Origin of the sequence: Nonomuraea sp. B19D2 (genome assembly GCF_040137845.1) — a bacterium.
GTDB lineage: Bacteria > Actinomycetota > Actinomycetes > Streptosporangiales > Streptosporangiaceae > Nonomuraea.
The window spans coordinates 457,388-480,300 of record NZ_JBEFAK010000001.1 but is presented as its reverse complement, the minus strand read 5'-3'; the positions used below and the strand labels follow the sequence as shown (position 1 = coordinate 480,300).

Genomic DNA, 22,913 nt, shown 5'->3' with positions numbered 1-22,913 from the left:
GGGGCCCAGAAGCATGGGCCTTCGCAGGGAGGCGCTACGCGCGGACCAGCTCCGGGCAGCGCCTCCCAAGGGGGGTGAGCCCGGGGCAAGCCCCGAGGCAGTGCGCATCACGTACTGGATCGCTCCGGGCAGGCGCATAATCCTGCTGACGGTCTTCCGCAAGCAGCGGATGCGGGAGACGGCTGAGATCGAACGTGCCGTGCGACTCCGCCGCGAGGAACTGGGCCTTACCCAGGCCGATCTGGCTGAACGCGCCGGCCTCAAGCAACCTGCGGTCGCTCGTTTCGAAGCGGGGGCACCATGCCCAGCATTCCTATGCTGGAACGCCTCGCCGAGGCGCTTGAGATGCGGCTCAGCGTTCAGTTCCAACGGCTTCGTGAAGCGGGTTGATTTTCCAGTAGAAGCACGCACTACTCGCAGTCGCACAGGGCAGCCGCCATCGCCTCCCCAGAGTCAGGACAGCGGTCGAGCGACCGGCTGACACCGCCAGGCACTCGCTCATCGACCGGTGCAGCCAGCCGTGGTCGTAGGACCATAGGGAGCGTTTCGCGCGCAAGGCGCAGTCCCCTGCTCAATGAGGGATACCGGTGACTTGGTCCTGACGCCGTAGAGCCCGTCAGGTCAGGCCGTAAAGGCGTGGCAGGTCGACGAGAACCACGTCGGCGCGCGCGGCAGCTGCCCCGATGAGGTCTTGGGTGAATCCCGTAGTGGAGAAGATCGCCATGATTATGTCGGTCGTGTCGTGGCCTGTTCTGGTGAGGACGTCGCGGATACCGTCGAGGCGTTCGAGGTCGGGCAGCCCTCGGCGAGCAAGGGTGGCCTTGGCTTCGCCGATCAGGTGGACGCGGTTGTTCTCGGTGGCGATAACGTCGATGTCGTGTTTTGCGCGGCCCGCGTGGTCCTGAACGCTGCCGAAGCCCACCGTGCCAAAGCCGATCGGCCGGCCCAACTCATCCGGAGCGAAGCGGTGTACCCAGTCGCGGGCGAGCTCCTCGAAATGCGGGCCGAGAATGTTGGAGCGGAACGTCGGAGCGGCGGCGCGCCATACCTGCTCGGCGCGACCGAGTTCGAGCTGGCCAAGGTATGGGGCGGTGATGAGCCGGTCGAAACGGATGATGGGGTCGCAGACCGAGAACGTCGGCCTTCCGCTGCGGAGAAGATCGTGGACTTTGGCAATATAGCCCGCAGACTCCAGAACTCCGATGGGATAGCGGACGGCGTTGCTGTCACGGCCGATCGCCGCTCCGATCTTGGAAGGGGTGTGTGCACCCCGGGCGACCGCGCTCAGGATGTCGTAGTAAAGGGAGCGGGCTGTGATCCTCGGGTCTTCGCGGAGGAGGTAGTCGACCTCGGTACGAGTGAAGACGCTGACGTCGACGGCGAGGAGGTTGTCGATGATCCAGCTGTCGAAGTCGTCGTTGGACGTAGGGGCGCTGGTCATCAGTGGGCGGTAACCGGGAATGCCGCCGACGCAGGCATGCAGACGCAGCGCGGTCTCCGGGTTGTCGACGCTCCACAGTCGGGCCGCCTCTCGGTAGTCGAGCGCATTGAGACGCATGTCCATCATGGCCCGGCCCCTCAACGGCTTCGTGCCTGACAGCAGCTCGTGCATGACGCTCAACGCCGAGCCACAAAGGATCAGTCGGCCTCCTGGGGCCTGGCCTCGTTGAGAGTCGTCGTACAGGTGCTGGATGAGGGACGGCAGTTGAGGCGCTTCTTTCATCACATACGGGAACTCGTCGATGACGACAAGGCCGGGAAAACCGGGCGGGGCCACACGGGCCACCGTGTCCAGAGCGGCGCGCAGCAGGCGCTCCCAGGATTCGGGCTCCCCGCGCACAGTCTCTCCCAATCCGGCGTGGCGAGACAGCGCGGAGGCGAACCTGCGCCTGGCCGCAAGATCGCCTTCGTCCTGCACGCAGGCAACGTAAAGGCCACCGAGAGCTTCGCAGGCGGCGGTCAGAAGCTGTGTCTTCCCAGTGCGGCGGCGTCCCGAGACGAGGCCGAGCCGCAAGGGAGCATCCGAGCCTCCTGCTTGCAGGAACTGCTCCAGGGCTCGCCACTGCCGGTCCCGCCCGATGATGTGGGACGGCTTTTTCATGGGACCTCCGGTGGCAGAGAAGTTGATCTACGCAGATTTATGTAAATGAAGTTACAGCTAGAAGCGTAAATCAACTTACAGATCGATGTCGACGGCTCAGGTCGGGGTGCGCCGCTGCAGGAGCACGAGTCCGGCGGTGAACCGTCCACCTTTCCGCGCATTTCAGGCAGCATGAAACCCATGCTCATCGTCATCGGCGGCCTCCCCGCGACAGGCAAAGACGACGCTTCCCCGGCTCCTGGCCACCCGCCTCGGCGCGGTCCACGTGCGTATCGACACCATCGAGCAGGCGATCGTCCGCTCCGGGCTGGCCCGCCGGCCCGTCGGTCCCGCGGGCTCATCGTCGGCTATGCCCTGGCCGAGGAGCATCTGCGCCAAGGGCTGAGCGTGATCGCGGAGTCGGTGAATCCCCTGGCCATCACCCGTGACGCGTGGCGGGAGGTCGGGGTCAGGGCAGGTGTGCCGGTGGCCGAGGTGGAAGTGGTCTGCACCGACCTGGCCGAGCATCGGCACCGCGTGACCTCCCGCCCGACCGACATTCCTGACCTGCGGCTGCCCGACTGGCAGGAGGTCACCGACCGCGAATACGATCCGTGGGAGCACGAGCGCATCGTCGTCGACACCTCCGGGCAGACACCGGACGCGTCGCTCGGCGCCCCGTTCCGGAGACTTGGGCGATCGTGACGACTCATAGGGTCCGAGTGCTGTGCCTGCGCCATGGCGAGTCGGAGAACGTCGTCGCCGGGGCGGCCGGCGCGCTGCCACTCGCGGGGTTGACCGCTAAAGGGCAGGCTCAGGCGGCGGAGACGGCCGAGCTGCTGCGAGTAGAGGGAATCACCCGGATATATGCCAGTACGGCGCTCCGAGCCCGGCAAACCGCCGAGATCATGGCGCACGTGCTCGGCCCGGCGGAGGTGGTGACGCTGCCGGGGCTCGTCGAGATGGGTGTCGGGCGGCTGGAGGGCGCCACCGACCCGGCGACCCGAGTGCGTACGGCCGAGGTTCTGCGCGCCTGGATCGTGGACGGCAGGCTGGACGAGGCGGTGGCGGACGGCGAGGACGGGCATGCGGTCACCGCACGCGTCGTCGACGCCCTCGCCTCCATCGCGACAGCACACCCCGGCGAGACGGTGGCCCTGGTCGGGCACGTGGGAAGTCTCACCGTCGGACTCAGCACCCTTTGCGCGCTGGGCCGGCAGGTGTGGGGGGCGCCTCTCCCGCATGCCGTGCCGTTCCCGGTCGAATGGGATGGGCAGTCCTGGCGGTGCGTGTCCTGGCCCTCTTTGACACAAGATCGATGAATGACCTGCCTCCCCCAGGCCGGGTGCCCGTCGGCGTCAGCGGATACAGGCGCTAAAGGAGGGTGCCGAGGGGGCCCAGGTCCAGGTTGAGATCCTCGGGCGTCAGGCCGAAGCGGTCGCACAGCTCGGTCATCGCCTCCTCCAGGCGCATCAAGGTCACCCCGAGGGTCTCGATCTGCTCGTCCGACAGGTTCCCCTGCTCCATGCGGCGTACACACTGCCGCTCCACGAGCTGGCGGACCAGCTCGACCAGCGTGAGCACGAGGCGGGTCAGGTCGCGCTCGATCGTCTCCGAGTCGGCGGCTATGCGAAGGCGGGGCGCTTCTACGCTCACGCGGCTTCATCCCCCTCGATCGACACGATGATCGTACGGAGCGAGATGCGTACAAGGTCCACATCAGCGATCGACAGGACGAGGTCGCCGGTCAGCACGACGCCACCGGCCAGCAGCCGGTCCAGCAGGTCCACGAGGGCCACGCGTTCGGGCGGGATCCGGTCGTCGGCCACCACGTCACGTCTCAACACGCCTCCATGACCGTGAAGGAGTACGGGGCCCACGGGCCGGTGACACGCACCTCCACGCCTTCCCCGCCGAGGCCGCGGGCCGTCGCGGCGAACTCCTCGTCGCGGCCCTCGTCCACTAGGTAGGCGCCGTTCAGCAGCATCACCTCTTTGCGTCCGGAGAGCTGAGGGTCCTGGGCGCGGTGGCGGCAGCTGGCGACGGCGAGCGCCGACAGCGTGGTGTGGATGTGGTCGGCGCGGCCCACAAGCTGCCGGCGGGTCTGCTCCCGGTCGCGCAGGCTCGCCCGACGGCGCTGGAGGTACGCGGTCCCGGGCTTGCGCACGCTTCCGGCTACCGCCTCATCATCCTCCGCGACTGCCGGGGAGGCCGCCCCCTCATCGCCATTCCTGGTCTCCGGGGGGGACGCGCCCGGGCTCACGTACACCTTGACGCCCCACTCCCTGCGCCCCGTGACGCGGGAGAGCACCTCGAGGAAGTCGTCCCTGCGCCGCTCCAGCAGGTCGCGCACCTGGTCGTCGCCCGCGTACACGGTGACGAGCCGGACCGGTGCCGTCGGGGTGGCGGCCGCCACGGCCTCCACCACGTGGTGATGGGCGCGGGCCGTCACCGCCAGCCAGTCCAGGTCCTCCAGGGAGCGGCGCAGTGGCTCCTCGCCGAACTCCGCCAGCGGCACCGTGCTCACATAGGCCACCAGGCCGGCCCCGGCGATCGTACGCACGGGGCCGACGCCGTCAGGGCACTCGACGGCGGAGCGGGCGACCGCGTACACGTACGTGCCGGAGTCGGTCATTCCTCGCCCCTCGCGGCGAGCTGGCGGCGCAGGCGGCGGTTCTCCTCGATCAGCTCGCGGTCCCGCCCCGACAGCCACGGGTCGTGCTCCCACCAGTCGATGCCGAGCTCCCTGGCCGTGTCCACCGAGGCGATCAGCAGGCGCAGCTTGATGGTGAGCAGCTCGATGTCCAGCAGGTTCACCCGGATGTCGCCGGCGATCACCACGCCCCTGTCGAGCACGCGTTCCAGAATGTCCCCGAGGTTGGCCGGCTCACGGCTGGGGCCCCCGTACGGCTGGCGCACTACAGGTGCGGCAGTTCCTACTCTGTCCACGTCACAACGCCTCACCGATGTCGGCGTTGGAGCGCCGGTACCGCCGTAGTCTCCGATATGACAACAAGTTTCCCTCCGTGTCGATCTCGGCCTCGTAAAGGGCGAGGATGTCGCCTGAGGAGGGGATGCGGCGGTCTTCGATGACCTCTATCCCGATCTTCCAGCCGTCTTCGACCGGCTGGACGGCCGTCACCCCCTCGACCTGCTTCGTGGTCAGGTCGGCGATGTGCCGGAGCCCGAACTCACCGGCCGTCACGGCGGTCAACTCCCGCGGCCGTGGCTCACGGACTTCCCGAGGCTCACGGGCTTCGCGGGCTTCGCGAGGCCGGGTGGCCGTGGGGCGTTTCTCGATCATGCGGTTACCTCCGCCCCGCGGCCATCAGCTGGAGCACCCGCTCGACCGCCTGACTTTCCTCTTCCTCGGTGATCTCGCCGGCCGCCCTGGCCGCCTCGATCTCCTCCAGGTGCCGTCTTACCGAGGCGGGGTTCCTGGTCTCCATCTCGATCTGTTCCTGGAACAGCTCGGCGAGCCAGAGCAGCCCGCGGAAGGGCGCGAGCGGCCACCCGAAAACCAGCCCCAGCAGGCCCATGCGTCATCACCCCTGCTCCTGCGCGACGACGAAGTCGTAGGGCGCGAGCGGTCCGAGCAGCCGGAGGTTCACCCGTCCCGCCCAGCGCTCACCAAGCTGGCTCAGCGCCTTCTCGAGCGCCCGCTGCTCGCCGGTCTTGGCGAGCATGGCCACGTGCACGGCGTCCTGCTCGTGGGAAGGCTCCCGTACGACCGCCGTCAATGAGTGCGAGGCCAGCGCGTCCAGCGCCGTCTGCGTGTCCATCTGGCGCTTGGCCTCGATCCCGGCCGCGATGAGCTCCCCGAGCCTGATCCGCTCGTTCCTGGTCAGGTCCTCAGAACGGCCCCGGATGGCCTCGCGCAGGCTTGCCGCCTCCGGGTTCTCCGCGAGGATCTCCGCCAGCACCGCGGACTCCTCGTAACGGCCCTTGACGATGTACTCGGCCTGCCCCTCGAGGTCCCGCAGCGCGCCGAGGAACTGGTCGTGGAACGGCTTGAGCAGCTCCTCCACGACCGCCTCCGGGTTCGCGAGCACCGCGCCGAAGCGGAACGGGAGCACGGGCGCCTCGGCGGCGACGGAGTCGAGCAGCCGCTCAAAGGCCAAGAGGTCACCCGGCCGGCCCAGGGGCTGGTCCACGTTCACATCGCTCACGAGGGCGGCGATCTCGCCGTGCCGTACGAGCTGGACCTCGCCGGCCGGGTCGCCGAGCCCGCGCGCACCGGGCCCGAGCTCAAGGTCCGCGGGCACGATCCCGTAGAGGTATGACGCGATGTTCTGCTCCCGGCGCGCGGCCTGTTTGGGCACGGAGGCTCCGGAAACCTTGGTGGATCGTGCCATCTCCCTCACTCTTCCTCTTCGCGCCGGCGAGGAGCCTTCTTCCTCATGCCGTGGCTCTCGACGATGTCGGTCAGCTTCTCGTCCGCAGCCTCCAGCACCCCCTGGACTACCTTCTTGGTGCGTTCCTCGCTGGGAATGCCCTTCGTGGTCTCCAAGACCTCGGGCAGGCCCTTCTCGCTCTCGGCCATGTCGAGCCGGTTCGCGGCCTCCGCGAAGCGCAGGTACGTGTCGACGCTCGCCACGACGACGCGCGCGTCGACCGTGAGGACCTCGATGCCGACGAGCGAGACCCTGACGTAGGCGTCGATCACGAGGCCCCGGTCGAGAATCGTGTCGATGACATCGGCCAAGCCCGTCGGTGTGGGACGTCCGGCCATCTGGCCGGTCGCCGCCGGTTGCACAGAAGTCATCATTCCTCCCCTTGCCTCGGCCACCCTGCCCAAGAAAGCGACACCGAACCACATAGAGCGCAAAAACGGACAGCGCTTGGCGTAGTCGCCTGCTTGCGTTACGGAATCTTGAGGCGAAGGGGATGTTTTCGATCAGGTGCTGGCGCGGACAGCGAGGAGGGGCGCCAGCAGGGTGGAGTCCGGCACCACGCGGCCCTCCAGCTTCTCCATGACCAGGCGCACCGCCTCGCGGCCCACCTCCTCCGCGGGGATCAGCACCGAGGTGAGGGGCGGGCTGGCGCGCTCGGCCACGTCGTCGGGGCAGATCGCGACCACGGCCACGTCGTGCGGCACCCGCCGGTCGAGCTGACGCAGCGCCGCCAGCACGTGGCCGACCGCCGCCTCGTTGTGCACGACCAGCCCGGACAGGCCGGGGTGGTCGTGGAGCAGGTCGCGCACGGTCTCGTAGATCTCGTCGAACGTCTCCTCGCACGGCAGCGCGACGCCCTTGAGCCCGTGGGCCTCCACCGCCTCCACGAACCCCTCGCGCGTCCGCCGGGCGAACCCCGTACCCCGCTCGTACACCACCGAAGGGGCGCCGAGCAGCGCGATCTCCTCGTGACCGCGCTCGGCCAGGTGCTCCACGCAGCGCGCGCCCGCGGCGGCGAAGTCAAGGTCCACGCACGTCAGCCCGGCCGGCTCGGCGGGGAAGCCGATGAGCACGCTCGGCTCGGGCAGTTCGCGCAGCAGCGGGACCCTGCGGTCGTCCAGCTCGACGTCCATGAGCACCAGCGCGTCCACCAGCGCGCTCGCCGCCACCCGCCGGATGCCGGCCGTGCCCTCGTCGGCGGTCAGCAGCAGCACGTCGTGGTCGAACCGGCGCGCGGCCGTGACCACGGCGCTGGCGAACCGCATCAGGACGGGCACGTGCATGCCCGCCCGCAGCGGCAGCACCAGCGCGATCACGTTGGAGCGCTTGCTGGCCAGGGCGCGGGCGCCGGCGTTGGGGTGGTAGCCGAGCGCGCTGATGCTGTCGAGCACCCGCCGCCTGGTGTCGGCCGAGATCGTCCGTTTTCCGCTGAGCACGTAGGAGACCGTGCTGACGGCCACGCCCGCGTGCTTGGCGACCTGGGCGATCGTGACCGTGCGCCCGCTCAAGCCCCGGCTCCGAAGTCGAGCTGGGCCAGCGTCACCCCGTCGTTCTCGAACACCACATACAGATCGTGCACCCCGTCCACTGCCGGAAGGGCTGCCTTGATGGCGTGATAGGCGTAGCGGTCGGTCCTGGGCACCGGGAACGTGGCCAGGGCCTGGCCGTAGAGTGGGTCACCGCGGCGGAGGGTGATCACGCCGCCTTCCGTGCTGCCCGCCGTCGCCACGCAGGTCGTGGCGGTGCCGAGGTCCACCTGCCGGAACAGCAGCCACGCGCCCTCCGCGTCGGACCTGACGGCGTCGCCGTCCACCTTGGTCTCGTCCACGAACGTGATCGCGTCGTACTCGTCGTGCGCCGCCGCGCGCAGCAGCCCCGACTGGGGCGGGACGGTCTCGCCGTCGACCTCGAAGCGGGCGCTCAGGCGCAGGTCGGTGGCGCTGCGGCCGACCATGAGCTGGTGCGACGAGCTCTCCACGACGAACCTGCCCCTGGTCACGTCCCAGAAGGCCAGCTCGGAGACGGGCAACGTCAGGGTGACGGCACGGCTCTCGCCGGGCGCGAGGCGTACCTTCTCGAACCCGCGCAGGCGGCGCAGCGGCTGCTTGACGCGGGAGCGCTGCTGGTGGGTGTAGAACTGGACGACCTCGACGCCCGGCCTGGCGCCGGTGTTCGTCACGGTGGCCTCGGCTCTGACCACGTCGCCTTCCAGGTGCACGCGCAGGTCCGCGTACTCGAAGGTGGTGTAGCTGAGGCCGTGGCCGAACGGGTGGAGCGGGACGCCGCGGAAGTACAGGTACGTGGCGTCGGAGGCGATGATGTCGTAGTCGAGCAGATCGGGCAGCTCCTGCTCCGAGCGGTACCACGTCTGGGTGAGGCGGCCCTCCGGATCGGCGTCGCCGAAGAGCACCTCGGCCAGCGCGTGGCCGTACTCCTGGCCGCCGTGCGCCGACCACAGCACGGCCGGGAGCTCGTCGTCGGTCCAGGTGAGCGGGTAGCCGCTGGAGATCACCATGACGGTACGGGGGTTCGCCTTGCGCGCGGCCCGCACCACGGCGTCCTGGGCGGGGGCCAGAGCCAGCGTCATGCGGTCCTCGGTCTCGCGGCCGTTGACCAGCGGGTGGTCCCCGACCACCACGACCGCGACGTCGGCCGCGGCGGCCAGGCGGGCGGCCTGCTCGATCCCGCTCCTGACCACGTCCATGGCCAGCCAGACCGCCTGGTCGGCGTCGTCCACCAGGCGCAGCACGCCGTCGTCGCCCGCGCCGACGTAGCAGCCGGTCGAGATGTGGCGCAGGGCGAGCGTGCCGCGCGGCCGCTCCTCCATCCGGAACGTCTGGCGCACCTCCCACCCGTTCGGCCCCGGCTGGTCGTTCACCAGCGTGAGGCCGTCCACCGACACGAACCGGCCGGTCGCCACGGCCCGCAGCGCGTAGGCCCCGCCGCCCCAGTCGAACAGGTCGAACGTGCCCGGCTCGGCCCCGTTGACGCTCAGCGGCCCGCCCGCCGGATCGGCGGCCACGGGTCCGGTTTCGAACGACAGCGTCACCCGGTCCACGGCCTCGCAGAACATGACCTCGCACCGCTCGGTCAGCCCCTGGCGGGCGGTGACCGCGTACGGGAGGGTGCCGCTGTACCAGTCCTCCATGAGCGCGTCGCCGAGCTGCCCGATCACCGCGATCTTCGTCACGCCTTCGAGCGGCAGCACACCGTCGTTCTTCAGCAGCACGAACGAGCGCCGCGCCGCCTCCCTGGCCAGCGCCTGGTGCTCGGGGCAGTTCACCACGTTGCCGTTGACGTCGTCGTACGGCGTCGCCGGGTCGAACTCCCCCAGCCGGAACCTGATCGACAGCGCGTGGCGGACGGCCCCGTCCACGTCCTCCTCGCTCAGCAGGCCCTTCGCCAGCGCCTCGCGCAGATGGCCGAGCGTGGCCTCGGAGCGGTCGTCGTCCTGGGTGAAACTGTCGATCCCCGCCTTGATCGCGTGCGCGTACGCCTCGGGCAGCGTGTCGTGGTAGCCCTGGAGCGCGGTGAGGTTGCCCGGCGCGTACGCGTCGCTGACCACCAGCAGGTCGTCGGGCGCCCACGCGCGCAGCGCCTGCCCGATCAGCGGGCTGAGGTGGGCCGGGCGGCCGTTGACCAGGTTGTACGACGGCATGACCGCCACGGCCACGCCCTGTTCGATGGCGGGCCTGAAGGCAGGCAGCTCGTACTCGTGCAGCACTCTCGGCGGCAGGTTGCTGGAGGTCGTGCAGCGGTCGGTCTCGTTGTTGTAGGCGAGGAAGTGCTTGAGCGTAGGGGCCGTCTTGAGAATTTCGGGAGCGCTCCCACTAAGTCCTCGTGCATAAGCCGTGGCCATGACGCCGGTCAGCCACGGATCTTCGGAGTAACCCTCCTCATTGCGCCCCCAGCGGGGATCACGTAGCGGGTTCACCACGGGTGCCCACACGTTGCGGCCCGCGCCCGCCGGGTCCTTGTGATGGAAGGCCAGCACCTCGTCACTGGTCGCCTCCCCCACCCTGCGCACGAGGTCGGGGTCCCAGGTCGAGGCCAGCCCGACGGCCTGGGGGAAGACGGTGGCGGGGCCGAGCCAGGCCAGCCCGTGCAGCGCCTCGGTGCCCGTGCGGAACGCGCCGAGGCCCAGCCGCTCGACCGGCGCCTGGTACTGGTGCAGCAGCCCCACCTTCTCCTCGAGGGTGAGCCGGCGCACCAGGTCGTCGATCCGGTCGGGAATCGGAACCGCTGGGTCGAGGAAGGGTTCTTGCATGGTCATCCCTCTGAGAGTGTCGAAGCGCTTCGACGACCGGCCTGGGGAAGTTACGCGGACATTTCGATAGATTGACTGAAGAGTGCACTTCCCCGTGACCGAGGTCAAGGGACTCGGGGCAATCTTCCTGAATCTATGGAGTCCAGCACCCTCGCGGCGCCGCCGAGCGCCGCCGCGTCATGGCCCAGCGTCGAGGCCACGACCTGGCAGCCGCCGGCCTCCGCGGCGATCACGCGGTCGGCCAGCTCGTCCTGCACGGCGGGCAGCAACCACGGCGCCAGCGGGACGTAGTAGCCGCCGAGGATCACCACCTCGGGGTTGAGCAGGTTGGCCAAAATGGACACTCCTTGGCCAAGGCTGCGGCCCACCGACTCCAGCGTGGCCAGGGTGCCCGCGTCGCCGGCGCGGGCCAGGCGTACGGACTCCTCGATCTCGACCTGGATCTCGGCCGGGGACGGGTCCTTGCCCAGCACGGCGCCGATCCCGGCCATGGCCTCCAGGCAGCCGCGGCGCCCGCAGTGGCACGCCGGGCCGTCGGGGTCGAGCTGGACGTGGCCGATCTCGCCGCTGAACCCGAGGCGGCCGCGGCGCAGCCGCCCGTCGAGGATGATGCCCGCGCCCACGCCGATCTCCCCGGTGAGGTAGATCAGGTCGGAGGCCCCGGAGTGCGCGCCGAAGCGCTGCTCGGCCAGGGCGGCGAGGTTGGCGTCGTTGTCGACCTGGATGGGGAAGCCGGGATCGCGCAGCGCCTTGGCCAGGTCTCCGCCGAGGTCGGCGTCGCGCCAGCCGAGGTTGGGCGCGATGCGTACGGTGCCCTGCACGTCGACCAGCCCCGGCACGGCCACGGCCAGGCCCAGGACCTGGCGCTCCTCCTTGGCCATGCGGCTGACCACGCGCCTGACGATCGCGCCGACGCCCGCCATCCCCTGGTTGACGGAGTCGCCGCCGCAGAACGAGCGCCGCCACGTCAGCAGCCGCTCCCCCGCCAGATCGGTGGCCACGGCGGACACGTAGTCGACATTGATCTCGACGCCGATCGCGGCGTACGGCGAGCCGTCCAGCACCAGCATCGTGGCGGGCCGGCCGACCCGGTTCTCCGTCAGCCCCGTCTCACGCACGAGCCGCCGGTCGATGAGGTCCGCGACCAGGCTGGACACCGTCGCCTTGTTGAGCCCGGTGGAGGCCGCGATGTCGGCCCGCGAGCAGGGCGCGTGCTCCCGGACGAACCGCAGCACGACCGCGAGGTTGGTGGCCCGTACGTCGGCGAAGTCGGCCGGCTGCGGGCCGGTCGTAGAAGTGATCAATATCAGCCCCGTTCCCGCCAAGAGATGACCCCAGCATGCCGCATCGTGGGCTCCCTTCACCAACCTGTGACCGTCGCGATCCCTTGTGGCTACGGTCACAGTCTACTAATTTGTTTGGCCGGAATACCAACTAATTTTTATGAGGCCATCCCTACTCCGAAAGAAGGGAGCGAGCCATGGCCCCCAACACGACTCGCCGCGGATTCCTCACCCTGGCCGGCCTGACGCTGATGTCCGCCGCATGCAGCCAGCCCGTGGCCCGCAAGGGCACAGGGAAGGCCGAGGCCGTCGACAAGCTGGCCCAGCTGCTGCCCAAGCACATGCCCTACAAGGGCGTCACCCCCGACGTGAACACGCCGATCGCGATCGGCTTCAATACCTACCCGAGCGACCTGGTCAAGGCCGTCCCGCAAACCCCCGGAGCCGGCGGGAGCTACACGGCGATCATCCCCCTGTGGGGACCGCCGCCGCCGAGCCCGAACCCCTACTACGACCTGGTCAACAAGTCGCTCGGGGCCACGGTCAAGCTCCAGATCATCGACGGCAACAGCTTCGCGGACAAGATCGCGCCAATCCTCGCGGCGGGCAACGTCGGTGACCTCACCGCCATCCCCGCCTTCATCCTCCAGAAGCTCGGCGACTTCAACCGCCAGGCGGACAAGCTCTTCCTCGACCTCGGCCCCTACCTGTCCGGCGACAAATCGGCGCAGTACCCGATGCTCGCCGCGATCTCCGAGGAGGCCTGGGCGTTCGGCGTGTGGAACGGCAAGCTCATGTCCGTCCCGCACCCGGGCCAGGGCCCGGCCCGCATGACGTACTACCGCAAGGACATCTTCGACACGCTCGGCGCCAAGCTCTGGAACAACGCCGACGAGCTGTTCGAGCTGGGCAAGCAGCTCACCGACAAGTCCAAGAAGCGCTGGGCGTTCGCCACGGTCCATCAGGAGATCGAGCGGGCCTTCCGGGTGCCGTCGAAGTGGCGGCTGGCGAACGGCAAGCTCGAGCACAAGTACGAGACCAAGGAGTACGCCGACGCCGTCGCCTTCATGCGCAAGCTGTTCGATGCGGAGCTGGTCCACCCCAAGGTGGTCGCGGCGGGATGGGCCAACGACCCGAGCAAGGAGCTGTTCGAGGGTGGTCAGGCACTGATCTTCGATGACGGGACCGGCGCCTGGCACGAGGCCATCAGCCGCCAGGCGGCGGTCAACCCCGACTTCAACATGCAGCCCCACAACTGGACCGCCGACGGCGGCAAGCCATACGGGTGGTACTCCGACCCGGCCTGGATGTTCGTCTTCCTGAAGAAGGACCTGCCCAAGGAGAAGGTCGAGGAGCTCCTCCGCATACTGAACTGGCTGGCCGCACCCATCGGCACGCAGGAGTACCACACCTGGAAGTACGGCGTGGAAGGCACGGACTGGAAGGATAAGGACGCCAACGGCTTCCCCGTCTACACCAAGAAGGGCCAGCAGGAGGCGCAGCCGCCCACCTACTTCTTCCTGGCCAACCAGGTCGAGCCCATGGCTCCCTACACGCCCGACTACATCAAGACGTACGGGGACTACCTCGACGTCTGGTACCAGAGCGTGGAGGACTACCCATTCAAGGGCCTACGCACCCAGGACCCGTCGCGGATGGCCGCCGCGCAGCAGCCGCTGGAGGACAAGGTCCTCGACATCGTCAAGGGCCGCCGCCCCCTGTCCGACCTGTCGACCGTCGTGCAGCAGTGGCGGGACGCGGGCGGCGAGGAGGCCCGGACGTTCTACACGAAGGTACTGAAGGACAATGGCCGCATCTAGCGGCCAGGCAGCTGCGGACACCGCCGTTCCCACCGCGGCCACCACGCGCAGGAGGCGGAAAGCCGCGGTCCTGCGCAGCAGGCTGCGGCGGGACTGGCAACTGCTGCTCCTGACGCTTCCATCCCTCGCGCTGCTCCTGGTGTTCCACTACGTCCCTACGCTGGGGAACGTCATCGCGTTCCAGGACTACTCGACGGTGGACGGCATCCTGGGCAGCCCGTGGGTCGGGTTCGGCAACTTCCTCTACCTGCTCGGCGATCCGTCCTTCTGGCACGCCGCGCGCAACACCCTCACGATCACCGCGTTCCAGCTCGTCTTCTACTTCCCCGTGCCGATCGCGCTGGCGATCCTGCTCAACAGCGTGCTGCGGCCACGGTTGCGGGCGCTCATCCAGAACGTCGTGTACCTGCCGCACTTCTTCTCCTGGGTGCTGGTGGTCACGGTGTTCCAGGACATGCTGGGCGGGGCTGGGCTGATCGCGCAGGAGCTCGACAAGCACGGGTTCGAGGGCTTCGACCTGGCCACCCAGCCCGAGACGTTCATCCTCCTGGTGACGGCGCAGTCGGTGTGGAAGGACGCCGGCTGGGGCATGATCATCTTCCTGGCCGCACTCAGCACGATCGACCCGAACCTCTACGAGGCGGCAGCGGTCGACGGAGCGTCCAGGTGGCGGCGGATGTGGCACATCACACTGCCGGGCCTCCGTCCCGTCATCATCCTGCTACTGATCCTGCGGTTGGGCGACGCGCTCAACGTCGGATTCGAACAATTCCTGATCCAGCGGTCCGCTGTGGGCGCCGACGCGGCCGAGGTGATCGACACCTACGTCTACTGGCTCGGCCTGCAGACCGCCGACTACAGCATCGGGGCGGCGGCCAGCCTCTTCAAGGGCCTGATCGGCTTGGTCCTCATCCTGATCTCCAACAAGATCGCACACCGGCTCGGCGAACAGGGAATCTATCAGCGCTCATGACAGTATTTCCCGAATTTCCCGACGACATCCTGCGCTCCGCTCCTAGTCCGCCGGCACTCCCTGCGATGCTCACTCCGGAGGCCGTCTCATGACGTCCATCACACGCTCGCGGCTCCGACCCGCCTGGGACGACGAGCCGTCCATCGCCGGCAAGCTCACCAAGGCGGCCGGCCTCGTCATCATGGTGCTCGTCGTCGTCTTCCCGATCTACGTCGTGGTGCTGACGAGCATCTCCTCCGGGAAGGCCATCAACGAGGCGGGCGGCCTCGTGATGATCCCCGACGGGTTCAGCTTCCAGGCCTACGCCGAGGTGCTCGGTGGCGGCGTGGTGATCAAGGCGCTCCTCGTCAGCATCGGCGTCACCGTCGTCGGTACGGCCATCAGCCTGAGCGTCACGGCCATGGCCGCCTACGGGCTGTCGCGTCCAGGCTCGTTCCTGCATCGGCCACTGCTGTTCACGGTGCTGGTGACCTTCCTGTTCGGACCCGGCATCATCCCCTCATACCTGCTGGTCAACAGCCTGGGCCTGATCGACAGTTACTGGTCGCTGATCCTTCCCGGCGCCATCTCGGCCTTCAACCTGGTTGTGCTGCGCTCGTTCTTCATGGGCATCCCCGGAGAGGTCATCGAGAGCGCCAAGATCGAGGGAGCGAGCGACTTCCTCATCTTCCGCAAGATCGTGCTGCCGCTGTCCAAGGCGGCGCTGGCGGTGATCGGCCTGTTCTACGCGGTGTCCTACTGGAACGCGTTCTTCAACGCCATGCTCTACCTCAACGACAGCGCCAAGTGGCCCTTGCAGCTGGTGCTGCGGACCTACGTGCTGGACGGCGCCCCCATGCAGACCGCCTCGGGCACGGTGGACCCCAGCAGCCTGGGCCTGGCCGCCGTCCCGGTCACCTCCGTCCGGATGGCGGTCCTCGTGCTGGCCATGATCCCGGTCGCCGCCATCTACCCGTTCGTCCAGCGCCACTTCATCAAGGGCGTCGTCGTCGGCGCAGTCAAAGGCTGATTGTCAACTCTCTGCGATAGATCGACGAGCTGTTCGCCGATGTCTGAAGGACGCCTTCATCGCCCGCCGCACTGCGGCAAGGAGGTTCGCGGCCCTGAGGTCCGGCACGCCTTCCAGGACGCGGTTCATGACATATCCGAACGCGAGGCCGGTGGCCGGGTCGGCGAAGCCGAGCGATCCGCCGCGGCCGGGGAAGCCGAACGCGGTCGGCGAGTACCAGAACGCGTCCGGTGTCGGAAGGCCGAAACCGGTGCCGATGCGGACGGGCACGCGCAGGATGCGGTCGATGCCGCTGACCTGTTCCACGGTCGCGGCGGCCAGGGTCTCGGCGGTGAGAATGCGGTGCCCGTCGACCTCGCCGATGAGCGCGGCGTAGAAACGGGCCAGGGCGCGGGCCGTACAGATGCCGTTGGTGGCGGGCATCTCCGCGGCCTGCTCCTCCGGCCTGTTGTGGTCCAGCGGGGGCGTGACGACGGCGATCGAGCGCCTGGTCAACGACGCCGGATCGGCGAAGGCCGCCATGACCTCGCGCATGGGTTCGGGAAGGGCGTTCAGCTCGATTCCGGCCATGGCCTCCCAGTCGGGCGGGGGTGCGATGATCCGGCTGACCCGGTGCTGCTCGGTTTTCGGCAGCCCGATCCACAGGTCCAGCCCGAGCGGTGCGGCGATCTCCTCCGCGAGGAACGTGCCGATGCTGCGGCCGGACGCCCGGCGCACGACCTCTCCGACGAGCCAGCCGTAGGTGAGCCCGTGGTAGCCGTGCTCCGTGCCCGGCTCCCAGTACGGGCGCTGAGCTGCCAGCGCGGTCACCACGGGCTCCCAGGCGATCGCCGCCTCGGGGGTGACGGGGTGGTCGATCGCGGGCAGTCCGGCCTGGTGGGTGAGCAGCCAGCGGACCGGGATGCGGTCCTTTCCGTTGGCGGCGAACTCCGGCCAGCATTCGGCCACGGGTGCGTCGAGGTCCAGCTCGCCCCGCTGGGCCAGCAGGAGGGCGCAGGTGGCCGTGACAGCCTTGGTGGTGGAGTAGACGACCTGCAGGGTGTCGCGCCCCCATGGGCGGCCGGCCTCGGGGTCGGCGATCCCGCCCCACAGATCGACGACCTTCCGGCCGTGCAGGTAGACGCTGACCGCGGCCCCTGTTTCCTGGCCGCCGGCCAGGTTGGCCGCGAACGCCTCACGTACTGCTTCGAATCCCGGTGCGGTGTCCCCGCCGATTTCGGGCATGCGTCATCGCCTTCTGTGCTGATGAGGTTTGGGGGAAGGGCTAGCTGCGCCATTTCCCGACGAGCCAGGCGCAGATCTCCGGCTCGGTCATCTCGGGAAACTCTTCGGCGAACGTGGCAAGCGCGCGTATCGCCTCGTCCCGGGTCAGGCCGCGCAACCCTGCTTCCTTGAGGTACTCCTGACGCGCGAGGGAAGGACGGCCCCCGCCCGCGCCACGGCCGGGCAGCCCCTCGCGCCACCGCGCGATCTCCGCCAGCCGGTCGGCCCGCCAGCCGGGAGCTCCGTCGACCTCGACGTCCGGCACCGGGAACGGGTGATCGGAGTCGTCCGAATAGCGGCTACGCCACTTGTGCACCGCATGACGGCTCACGCCCAGGGCCTCGGCGATCCCGAGGACACCGAGGTAGCGCTCGGTCATGGGTGCACCTGCTTGTTTGTCCGGCCTCCTTCGCGGAACTCAGTACTACCACGCCCGACGTTCGAATCTATCCCTAAACATCGTCTCTGGCGAAGACAACGTTAGCAATCGAGAGAATCGTCGTCTACATGGGAGACGAACTTTTTCTGACCGTTTTGCCCCGCTTTCGGCGTAATGTGGAACTGATGGGGCATTTTAGGAAGAGGTTGGGGACACGCCCGTCAACGTCGAAGGAGGCGAGACCATGACCTTCCCGCGCTACATGTCCGCCGCGAGAATCTGCCTGCTTCTGCCCGCCGCGCCACCGCCCGATCCGATTGGGCCGACCAGGTCCGGCAGCGACAGCGACAGCAGCAGCCGTGCCCGCCGCCGCCGCCGTCGTTGAACCGCACTTGACGCAAGCGTCGGCCTGACCGCCCACTTCCCAGGAGCGGGCGGCCAGTTCGGTATGCCCGGCGCAGTACCCTCACCGCCGCCGCCATCGCGGCGGTCCTGTTGTTCCTACTGCCCAAGGCCCGGACAGCCGCAAAGCACAGCTCCCAGGATCGCCACCTACGACACTCGTACACAAAGGGAGTTATGCCCGTTTTCGACGTAATGCGGATAAGTGGGGGGTATATCTAAATGGACAGGTCGGGGATACGCCCAACCGAAAGGGGCAAGACCATGACCTTCCCGCTTAATATGCCAGCCGCGAGAATCTGCCTGCTTCTGCCCGCCGCGCCACCGCCGAATCGGTTGAGGCCGCGCAGGAGGTCCAGGGCGAGCAGCAGCCGTTCCTGCCGCCGCCGCCGTTGAACCGCATCTGACGCGCCCATCAGCCTGGCCGTCCACTCCCCAGGAGTGGCGGCCAGTGGAGGATTCACGTCATTCGGTGACCCTCCGTATTCGGAGGATGGCGCACCACGGCGGCGTACCGTCCGGAACTGGCCGGCGTGTGGACCGATTCTGTCCGAGTGCGTCCGGGCCCCTGTTGGACACCTGACCGCGGTGGCTTTGCTGAGCCCTGCACCCAGCCCGGGCAGCGATCCCCGGGCGGAAAGGCCGCTACCCGATGCTCTGCATCCCCAGCAGGACAGGGCGGCCGATGAACCAGAACAGGAGTCCAAGCCATGTCACTCACCATCAAGAAGCTGTCCCGGTTCGCCCTGCCGGTCACCCTCGCGGCCATCAGCGCCACCCTGGTCACCGCGAACCCGGCCGCCGCCACGTTGACGAGCACCGTCAACGAGCGCAGCTACGTGACGGCCGCCTGCGGCCTCTACCGGGACGGTGACGCGGCCATGTACAAGAACTGCTCCGGCGCCGGGGAGAACATCTTCGTGACCTACCTGCTGGGTGGAAACACCTATTTCTGTGTGGGAGCGGGAGAAGCAAGGTACGTCGGCAGATGGAGCAACGTGTTCAGGGCGTACAACCGGGGCGGCTGCTGACATCTCATGACACGGGGCCGCGGGCAGGCCGGCCCGCGGCCCCGTGTATCGGATCCACTCGAGACACGGAGAGAAGAGGCCGGCAGTCCGACCGCGGCATCTCGGGGGGGTCCGCAACCCCGGCGCTGCGGCCGGGTCAGCAGACGCCGGGCAACTTACACACCTTGGCGGCCATCTTCCTGGCGGCCTTGGTAAGCCCGCCGGGTTCGTAGGCTCCCTCGGTGGTCGTGTAGATCATCAGTGCGCTGCCTCGGCGCGCGGCGACACCGCTGATCGTCTGGTTCACGTAGCCGTCCTGCCAGGTCTGATAGCCCATGCCCGCGGCCTCGTCCCCCACCTTGGCCTTGGTCGTCCGCCACCGGATCTTGAGTTCGGGCGCCGACGGGTCGCCCTTGCGCGCGCACCGCTTGACCTCGGCACGCAGACGGGTGAGCGCGGCATGGGCGGCACGGGGGCTCTTGTAGATGACGAGCTGTTCGGAGGAGCTGCTGGGGGCGCTGGTCCAGAGCGTGATCGTGCGGGCCGCCAGCCGGTCGCGGTCGACGGCACGCCGGTGCACACACGGGTTCAGCTCCAGTGGCGTGGTGAGTTTGTCGCTGATCTCATAGCCCTTTTCTTCTGCCTCGTTGGGGGCCAGCGGCCTGCGCGCGTCGCGTTCGGTGAGCAGGAAGTTCTTCGGGATCTCGGTCACGGTCGCCGGGGAAAAGGCCAGCAGCAAGGAGAGTGTCACACTGATCACGAAGCGTTGGACGCTGACGGGACCGGCTTTGTTCGCAACTTTCGATTCTGCTTTCCGCGTGGGGGAAACAGATTGTGACGATCCCCTTTCCCTCCGTGATCAACGAGCGGGAACCGGGGGCCCGGCTCGCACAGGAAACGTTAATTCGCCCGATGCTTTTCTCGCGAATTCTCGAGTGCCGACTCTTGGCGAAAATTGCCGACGCGTTTATCTTTGTGATCGTTTTGAATTGCCGGCTATCCGATATGCGGTGATGATCATGCGATCCACGAGCAAGAGCCGCACAATCCTGGCGAGCGCCCTCCTCATGACATCGGCGGGGCAGACGCTGGGCGCGAGCCCGGCCGCGGCGGACGAGTGCCTGACGGCGACCGACCGGTGGGAGGCCGTCGACCTCGGCGTCACCGGCGGCGCACTCGACATCAACGACCTCGGGCAGATCGCTGGTTTCAGCAGGACCGCGACCGGCGAGACCCGGGCGATCGTCTGGGACGACGGCGGAGTCATCGACGTGGGCACCCTCGGTGGCCCCAGAGGCTACGCCTCCGATATCGACGAGGAAGGCCATGTCGTCGGCAACAGCTACACGGAGTCGGAGAAAAGTCACGCCTTCCTCTGGCACAACGGGACCATGCAGGACCTGGGCACCTTCGGAGGGTTCGCCGCGTTCCCCAGGGACGTCAACCAGGGCGTCATCGTCGGCGAATACCGCACCTGGCTGCCCAACTCCTCCAGCACACTCAGGCACGCCTTCGTGATCAGGAACGGGGTCAAGACCGATCTCGACGTCGTCGCCGGCAGCGAGGCCACGGGCATCAACACAGCCGGCCAGATCGCCGGCACTCATCGCCGCACCGACAGAGCGCCGGCGAACCAGCAGACCCAGCGCGCCTTCCTGTGGGAGAACGACACCGTCACCGAGCTGGGCACTCTGGGCGGCATCTGGAGCGAGGCAAGCGGTCTCAACAACCGGGGCCAAGTCGTCGGTCAGTCGGCGCTCGGCGCGGACGGCGTGCTCCAGGCCGGCTTCGTGTGGAACCGCGAGACGGGCATGCGGCGCCTTGAGGACGGCGGCGGCGTGGCCGGCCCGAAGGCCATCAACGACGGGGACGTGATCGTCGGGACGCACACCTGCGACCCGGCTTCCGGCACTGCCCGCGCGGCGGTGTGGGCCGACCCATCGCAGGCACCAGCCCTGCTTCCCGACCCGGCGGGCGGCACGGCGACGGCCGCCAACGCCATCAACGTCTACGGGGAGATCGCCGGGAACGCGATGTATCCCGATGGTCAGCAGCACGCCGTGCTCTGGAGGCCGGTGGCAGGCGACTGACCGCACTCCGGAGGGTGACGGCCGTTGAAGGGAAACTTGTGTCGGCATGTCCTGCGTCGCGGTGCTCCATGACGACGGTCGGCTGAAACGCGGCTAATGACGAGAGACCCCATTACGGCCCCCAACCCCGGTCGAGGTGTGCGCACGCTCCGGGGTGAGGGGCCGTTGTCCTGCTGGAGAGGTTCCCGTGGTGTGGTCTGCGCCTTCCCGCAGATCGGTCGCCGGGTCAGGCGGCCGGGGCGGCGGGGGTGTGTCCGTGTGCCTCCGTTGCAAGGTGGTGCCAGTCGGTCCAGGTCTTTAGCCGGTCGGCGTAGACCTGCGGGAGGATCTGGTTGCCCTGGGTGCCGAAGAACACCCGCAGCGGCGGGTTGTCGGAGTCGGCGACCTTGAGCAGTGCCCGGCCCGCGGCGGCCGGGTCGCCGACGTCGAGCGTCTTGGCGAACTCGGCGAAGCTCTCGCGCAGACCGTCGTAGAGCGGGTTGGCGTCGGCGTGGACGGCGCCGGCGGCTCCTTCGGTGGCGTAGGAGCCGGGCTCGACCAGGGTCACCTTGATGCCGAAGGCGGCGACTTCTTGGGCGAGGGTTTCGCTCAGGCCTTCCAGTGCCCACTTGGAGGCGACGTATCCGCCGCCGAGTGGGAACACGGTGAGGCCGCCGACCGAGGAGATCTGGATGATATGCCCGTTGCCCTGGTCGCGTAGGTAGGGCAGCGCGGCCTGGACGACCCACACCGCGCCGAACAGGTTGGTCTCCAGTTGGTCGCGCAGGTTCTGCTCGGTCAGCTCCTCGACGGCGCCGGACAGGCCGTAGCCGGCGTTGTTCACGATGACGTCGAGGCGGCCGAAGCGCTCCTTGGCCCGCTTCACGCTCTCGAAGACCGCGACTCTTTCGGTCACGTCCAGCTCAAGCGGAAGTACCGCGTCGCCGTAGGTGGCGACCAAGTCATCAAGGTGCGCGGTGTTGCGGGCGGTCGCGGCCACCTTGTCGCCGCGGGATAGGGCGGCCTCGACGAAATTGCGGCCCAGGCCGCGGGACGAACCGGTGATGAACCAAACCTTGCTCATGATGTCTTCCATTCTTTCGGTGGTGGAGGTTCGGCCCCACACGTGTTCACATTCCGCCCGAGACCGGAACCACGGCCCCGGTGATGTTGCCGTTGGCGGCCGAGGCGAGGAAGGCGACGGTGTTGGCCACATCGGACGGGGAGGAGAAGCGACCGGTGGCCGTCCGGTCGAGCATCTTGGCGGCCATGGGGTTGGCCGCCATCAGCGCGGCCTGCTCTTCGGGCATGGTGCCACCGGGCGCGACCACGTTGCTGAGCACGCCCGAGCGTCCCACCTCGGCGGCGAGGCTGCGGCTGAAGCCTTCCAGGGCGGCCTTGCTCGCGGCGAACTCCTCGCGCCCGACCATGCCGACGCGGATGCCGTCGGAGGACAGGAAGACGATCCGGCCCCAGCAGCCGGCCTTCATCAAGGGCAGCGCCGCCTGCACGGTGTGGAAGGTGCCCTCCAGGTTGACCCGCAGAGCCTGGGTCCACTCCTCGACCGGGATGTCTTCGAAGGCTCGGCCAGGCACTGGGCGCCTCATCAACGCGGCATTGGCCACCAGCACGTCAAAGCGTCCCCACGCGGTGACGACGCCCTCCACGGCGGCCTTGATGGATGCCGGATCACCGAGATCGTAGTGAACCGCCATCCCGCCGATCTCCTCGGCCAGCTCTTTGGCGCGCACCTCGTTGGCATGGTAGGTGAGCGCAACCCGGGCCCCTTCCGCGGCGAACACTCGTACCAGCGCCCTTCCGATGCTGCCGCTCCCACCGGTGATGAACACGATCTTGCCGTTGAGTCCCAGATCCATGACGTGTCTCCTTAGAGCAACTGAAGATACTTATGTTGTAGCAGTATCTTTCTGGCGCAGGCAAGATGCTACTCATGCAGTAGTAGC

General features: G+C 68.3%; 25 protein-coding genes. 8 read left to right on the top strand and 17 right to left on the bottom strand.

The window, feature by feature from the left end; all coding sequences use genetic code 11:
* The first annotated feature begins 13 nt into the window (after positions 1 to 13).
* Entirely contained in the window at positions 14 to 481 is a 468-nt protein-coding gene (locus tag ABN273_RS02425) for a helix-turn-helix domain-containing protein (protein ID WP_349446923.1), read from the top strand.
* 135 nt (positions 482 to 616) lie between these two features.
* Here the strand turns inward: ABN273_RS02425 and ABN273_RS02420 are convergent, their stop codons facing one another.
* Positions 617 to 2,101: an ATP-binding protein gene (locus ABN273_RS02420; protein ID WP_349446922.1), complete on the bottom strand. Its 1,485-nt coding sequence runs from the start codon at positions 2,099 to 2,101 to the stop codon at positions 617 to 619.
* Between the two features lie 387 nt (positions 2,102 to 2,488).
* On the opposite strand from ABN273_RS02420, the gene ABN273_RS02415 reads away from it, so the two are divergent.
* Together ABN273_RS02415 and ABN273_RS02410 are read left to right on the top strand one after the other, a co-directional pair.
* Entirely contained in the window at positions 2,489 to 2,785 is a 297-nt protein-coding gene (locus ABN273_RS02415; RefSeq protein ID WP_349446921.1) for a P-loop nucleotide/nucleoside kinase family protein, read from the top strand.
* Positions 2,782 to 3,402, top strand: coding sequence for a histidine phosphatase family protein (locus tag ABN273_RS02410; protein ID WP_349446920.1), 621 nt, complete (start codon positions 2,782 to 2,784; stop codon positions 3,400 to 3,402). Before ABN273_RS02415 ends, ABN273_RS02410 begins: the two co-directional genes overlap by 4 nt.
* 52 nt (positions 3,403 to 3,454) lie before the next feature.
* Here ABN273_RS02410 and ABN273_RS02405 read toward each other — a convergent pair whose 3' ends face one another.
* The 11 genes from ABN273_RS02405 to ABN273_RS02355 all read right to left on the bottom strand — a co-directional run bounded on the left by ABN273_RS02405 (position 3,455) and on the right by ABN273_RS02355 (position 12,045).
* Positions 3,455 to 3,736 (bottom strand): gas vesicle protein K, encoded by a 282-nt coding sequence (locus ABN273_RS02405; protein WP_349446919.1) that lies wholly within the window; start codon positions 3,734 to 3,736, stop codon positions 3,455 to 3,457.
* The gene (gene gvpJ / locus ABN273_RS02400; RefSeq protein ID WP_349446918.1) at positions 3,733 to 3,924 is read right to left on the bottom strand and encodes a gas vesicle protein GvpJ; all 192 of its coding nucleotides are present in this window, start codon (positions 3,922 to 3,924) and stop codon (positions 3,733 to 3,735) included. The genes ABN273_RS02405 and gvpJ (ABN273_RS02400) overlap by 4 nt, the downstream gene beginning before the upstream one ends.
* Entirely contained in the window at positions 3,921 to 4,715 is a 795-nt protein-coding gene (locus tag ABN273_RS02395) for a GvpL/GvpF family gas vesicle protein (protein WP_349446917.1), read from the bottom strand. The genes gvpJ (ABN273_RS02400) and ABN273_RS02395 overlap by 4 nt, the downstream gene beginning before the upstream one ends.
* Positions 4,712 to 5,029 (bottom strand): gas vesicle protein GvpJ, encoded by a 318-nt coding sequence (gene gvpJ / locus ABN273_RS02390; protein WP_502910913.1) that lies wholly within the window; start codon positions 5,027 to 5,029, stop codon positions 4,712 to 4,714. The genes ABN273_RS02395 and gvpJ (ABN273_RS02390) overlap by 4 nt, the downstream gene beginning before the upstream one ends.
* A gap of 1 nt (position 5,030) precedes the next feature.
* Positions 5,031 to 5,384, bottom strand: a complete 354-nt coding sequence (gene gvpO, locus ABN273_RS02385; RefSeq protein ID WP_349446916.1) for a gas vesicle protein GvpO — start codon at positions 5,382 to 5,384, stop codon at positions 5,031 to 5,033.
* Between the two features lie 4 nt (positions 5,385 to 5,388).
* Positions 5,389 to 5,619, bottom strand: a complete 231-nt coding sequence (locus ABN273_RS02380) for a gas vesicle protein GvpG (protein WP_349446915.1) — start codon at positions 5,617 to 5,619, stop codon at positions 5,389 to 5,391.
* 6 nt (positions 5,620 to 5,625) lie between these two features.
* Positions 5,626 to 6,435 carry a GvpL/GvpF family gas vesicle protein gene (locus ABN273_RS02375; RefSeq protein WP_349446914.1) on the bottom strand — a complete coding sequence of 270 codons (810 nt, stop codon included), beginning with the start codon at positions 6,433 to 6,435 and terminating at the stop codon, positions 5,626 to 5,628.
* Between the two features lie 5 nt (positions 6,436 to 6,440).
* Positions 6,441 to 6,848, bottom strand: a complete 408-nt coding sequence (gene gvpJ, locus ABN273_RS59365) for a gas vesicle protein GvpJ (RefSeq protein ID WP_502910912.1) — start codon at positions 6,846 to 6,848, stop codon at positions 6,441 to 6,443.
* A gap of 129 nt (positions 6,849 to 6,977) precedes the next feature.
* Complete coding sequence (locus ABN273_RS02365; protein ID WP_349446913.1) at positions 6,978 to 7,982, bottom strand: LacI family DNA-binding transcriptional regulator; 1,005 nt, start codon at positions 7,980 to 7,982, stop codon at positions 6,978 to 6,980.
* A complete protein-coding gene (locus ABN273_RS02360; RefSeq protein WP_502910926.1) occupies positions 7,979 to 10,741 on the bottom strand; it encodes a glycoside hydrolase family 3 C-terminal domain-containing protein in 2,763 nt (920 codons plus the stop codon). The genes ABN273_RS02365 and ABN273_RS02360 overlap by 4 nt, the downstream gene beginning before the upstream one ends.
* Before the next feature lie 104 nt (positions 10,742 to 10,845).
* Positions 10,846 to 12,045, bottom strand: coding sequence for an ROK family protein (locus tag ABN273_RS02355; protein WP_349446911.1), 1,200 nt, complete (start codon positions 12,043 to 12,045; stop codon positions 10,846 to 10,848).
* A 176-nt stretch (positions 12,046 to 12,221) separates the two neighbouring features.
* Between ABN273_RS02355 and ABN273_RS02350 the strand changes: the two genes are divergently transcribed.
* From ABN273_RS02350 to ABN273_RS02340, 3 genes are all read left to right on the top strand, one after another.
* Positions 12,222 to 13,844 carry a type 2 periplasmic-binding domain-containing protein gene (locus ABN273_RS02350; protein ID WP_349446910.1) on the top strand — a complete coding sequence of 541 codons (1,623 nt, stop codon included), beginning with the start codon at positions 12,222 to 12,224 and terminating at the stop codon, positions 13,842 to 13,844.
* Positions 13,831 to 14,817, top strand: a complete 987-nt coding sequence (locus ABN273_RS02345) for an ABC transporter permease (protein WP_349446909.1) — start codon at positions 13,831 to 13,833, stop codon at positions 14,815 to 14,817. Before ABN273_RS02350 ends, ABN273_RS02345 begins: the two co-directional genes overlap by 14 nt.
* An 88-nt stretch (positions 14,818 to 14,905) precedes the next feature.
* Positions 14,906 to 15,826, top strand: coding sequence for a carbohydrate ABC transporter permease (locus ABN273_RS02340; protein WP_349446908.1), 921 nt, complete (start codon positions 14,906 to 14,908; stop codon positions 15,824 to 15,826).
* A gap of 3 nt (positions 15,827 to 15,829) precedes the next feature.
* Here the strand turns inward: ABN273_RS02340 and ABN273_RS02335 are convergent, their stop codons facing one another.
* Both ABN273_RS02335 and ABN273_RS02330 read right to left on the bottom strand, forming a co-directional pair.
* Positions 15,830 to 17,050 carry a serine hydrolase domain-containing protein gene (locus ABN273_RS02335; RefSeq protein WP_349446907.1) on the bottom strand — a complete coding sequence of 407 codons (1,221 nt, stop codon included), beginning with the start codon at positions 17,048 to 17,050 and terminating at the stop codon, positions 15,830 to 15,832.
* A 40-nt stretch (positions 17,051 to 17,090) separates the two neighbouring features.
* Positions 17,091 to 17,468: a helix-turn-helix domain-containing protein gene (locus ABN273_RS02330; RefSeq protein WP_349446906.1), complete on the bottom strand. Its 378-nt coding sequence runs from the start codon at positions 17,466 to 17,468 to the stop codon at positions 17,091 to 17,093.
* A 1,112-nt stretch (positions 17,469 to 18,580) separates the two neighbouring features.
* Between ABN273_RS02330 and ABN273_RS02325 the strand changes: the two genes are divergently transcribed.
* Positions 18,581 to 18,901, top strand: a complete 321-nt coding sequence (locus tag ABN273_RS02325) for a hypothetical protein (RefSeq protein WP_349446905.1) — start codon at positions 18,581 to 18,583, stop codon at positions 18,899 to 18,901.
* 136 nt (positions 18,902 to 19,037) lie between these two features.
* On the opposite strand, the gene ABN273_RS02320 is transcribed toward ABN273_RS02325, so the two are convergent.
* On the bottom strand, positions 19,038 to 19,631 hold the full coding sequence (locus ABN273_RS02320; protein ID WP_349446904.1) for a hypothetical protein: 594 nt from the start codon (positions 19,629 to 19,631) through the stop codon (positions 19,038 to 19,040).
* Between the two features lie 268 nt (positions 19,632 to 19,899).
* Here ABN273_RS02320 and ABN273_RS02315 point away from each other — a divergent pair, with 268 nt between their 5' ends.
* A complete protein-coding gene (locus ABN273_RS02315; protein WP_349446903.1) occupies positions 19,900 to 20,970 on the top strand; it encodes a hypothetical protein in 1,071 nt (356 codons plus the stop codon).
* 226 nt (positions 20,971 to 21,196) lie between these two features.
* On the opposite strand, the gene ABN273_RS02310 is transcribed toward ABN273_RS02315, so the two are convergent.
* Both ABN273_RS02310 and ABN273_RS02305 read right to left on the bottom strand, forming a co-directional pair.
* A complete protein-coding gene (locus ABN273_RS02310; RefSeq protein ID WP_349446902.1) occupies positions 21,197 to 22,033 on the bottom strand; it encodes an SDR family NAD(P)-dependent oxidoreductase in 837 nt (278 codons plus the stop codon).
* 46 nt (positions 22,034 to 22,079) lie between these two features.
* Positions 22,080 to 22,826: an SDR family NAD(P)-dependent oxidoreductase gene (locus tag ABN273_RS02305; RefSeq protein WP_349446901.1), complete on the bottom strand. Its 747-nt coding sequence runs from the start codon at positions 22,824 to 22,826 to the stop codon at positions 22,080 to 22,082.
* Between the last annotated feature and the right edge of the window lie 87 nt (positions 22,827 to 22,913).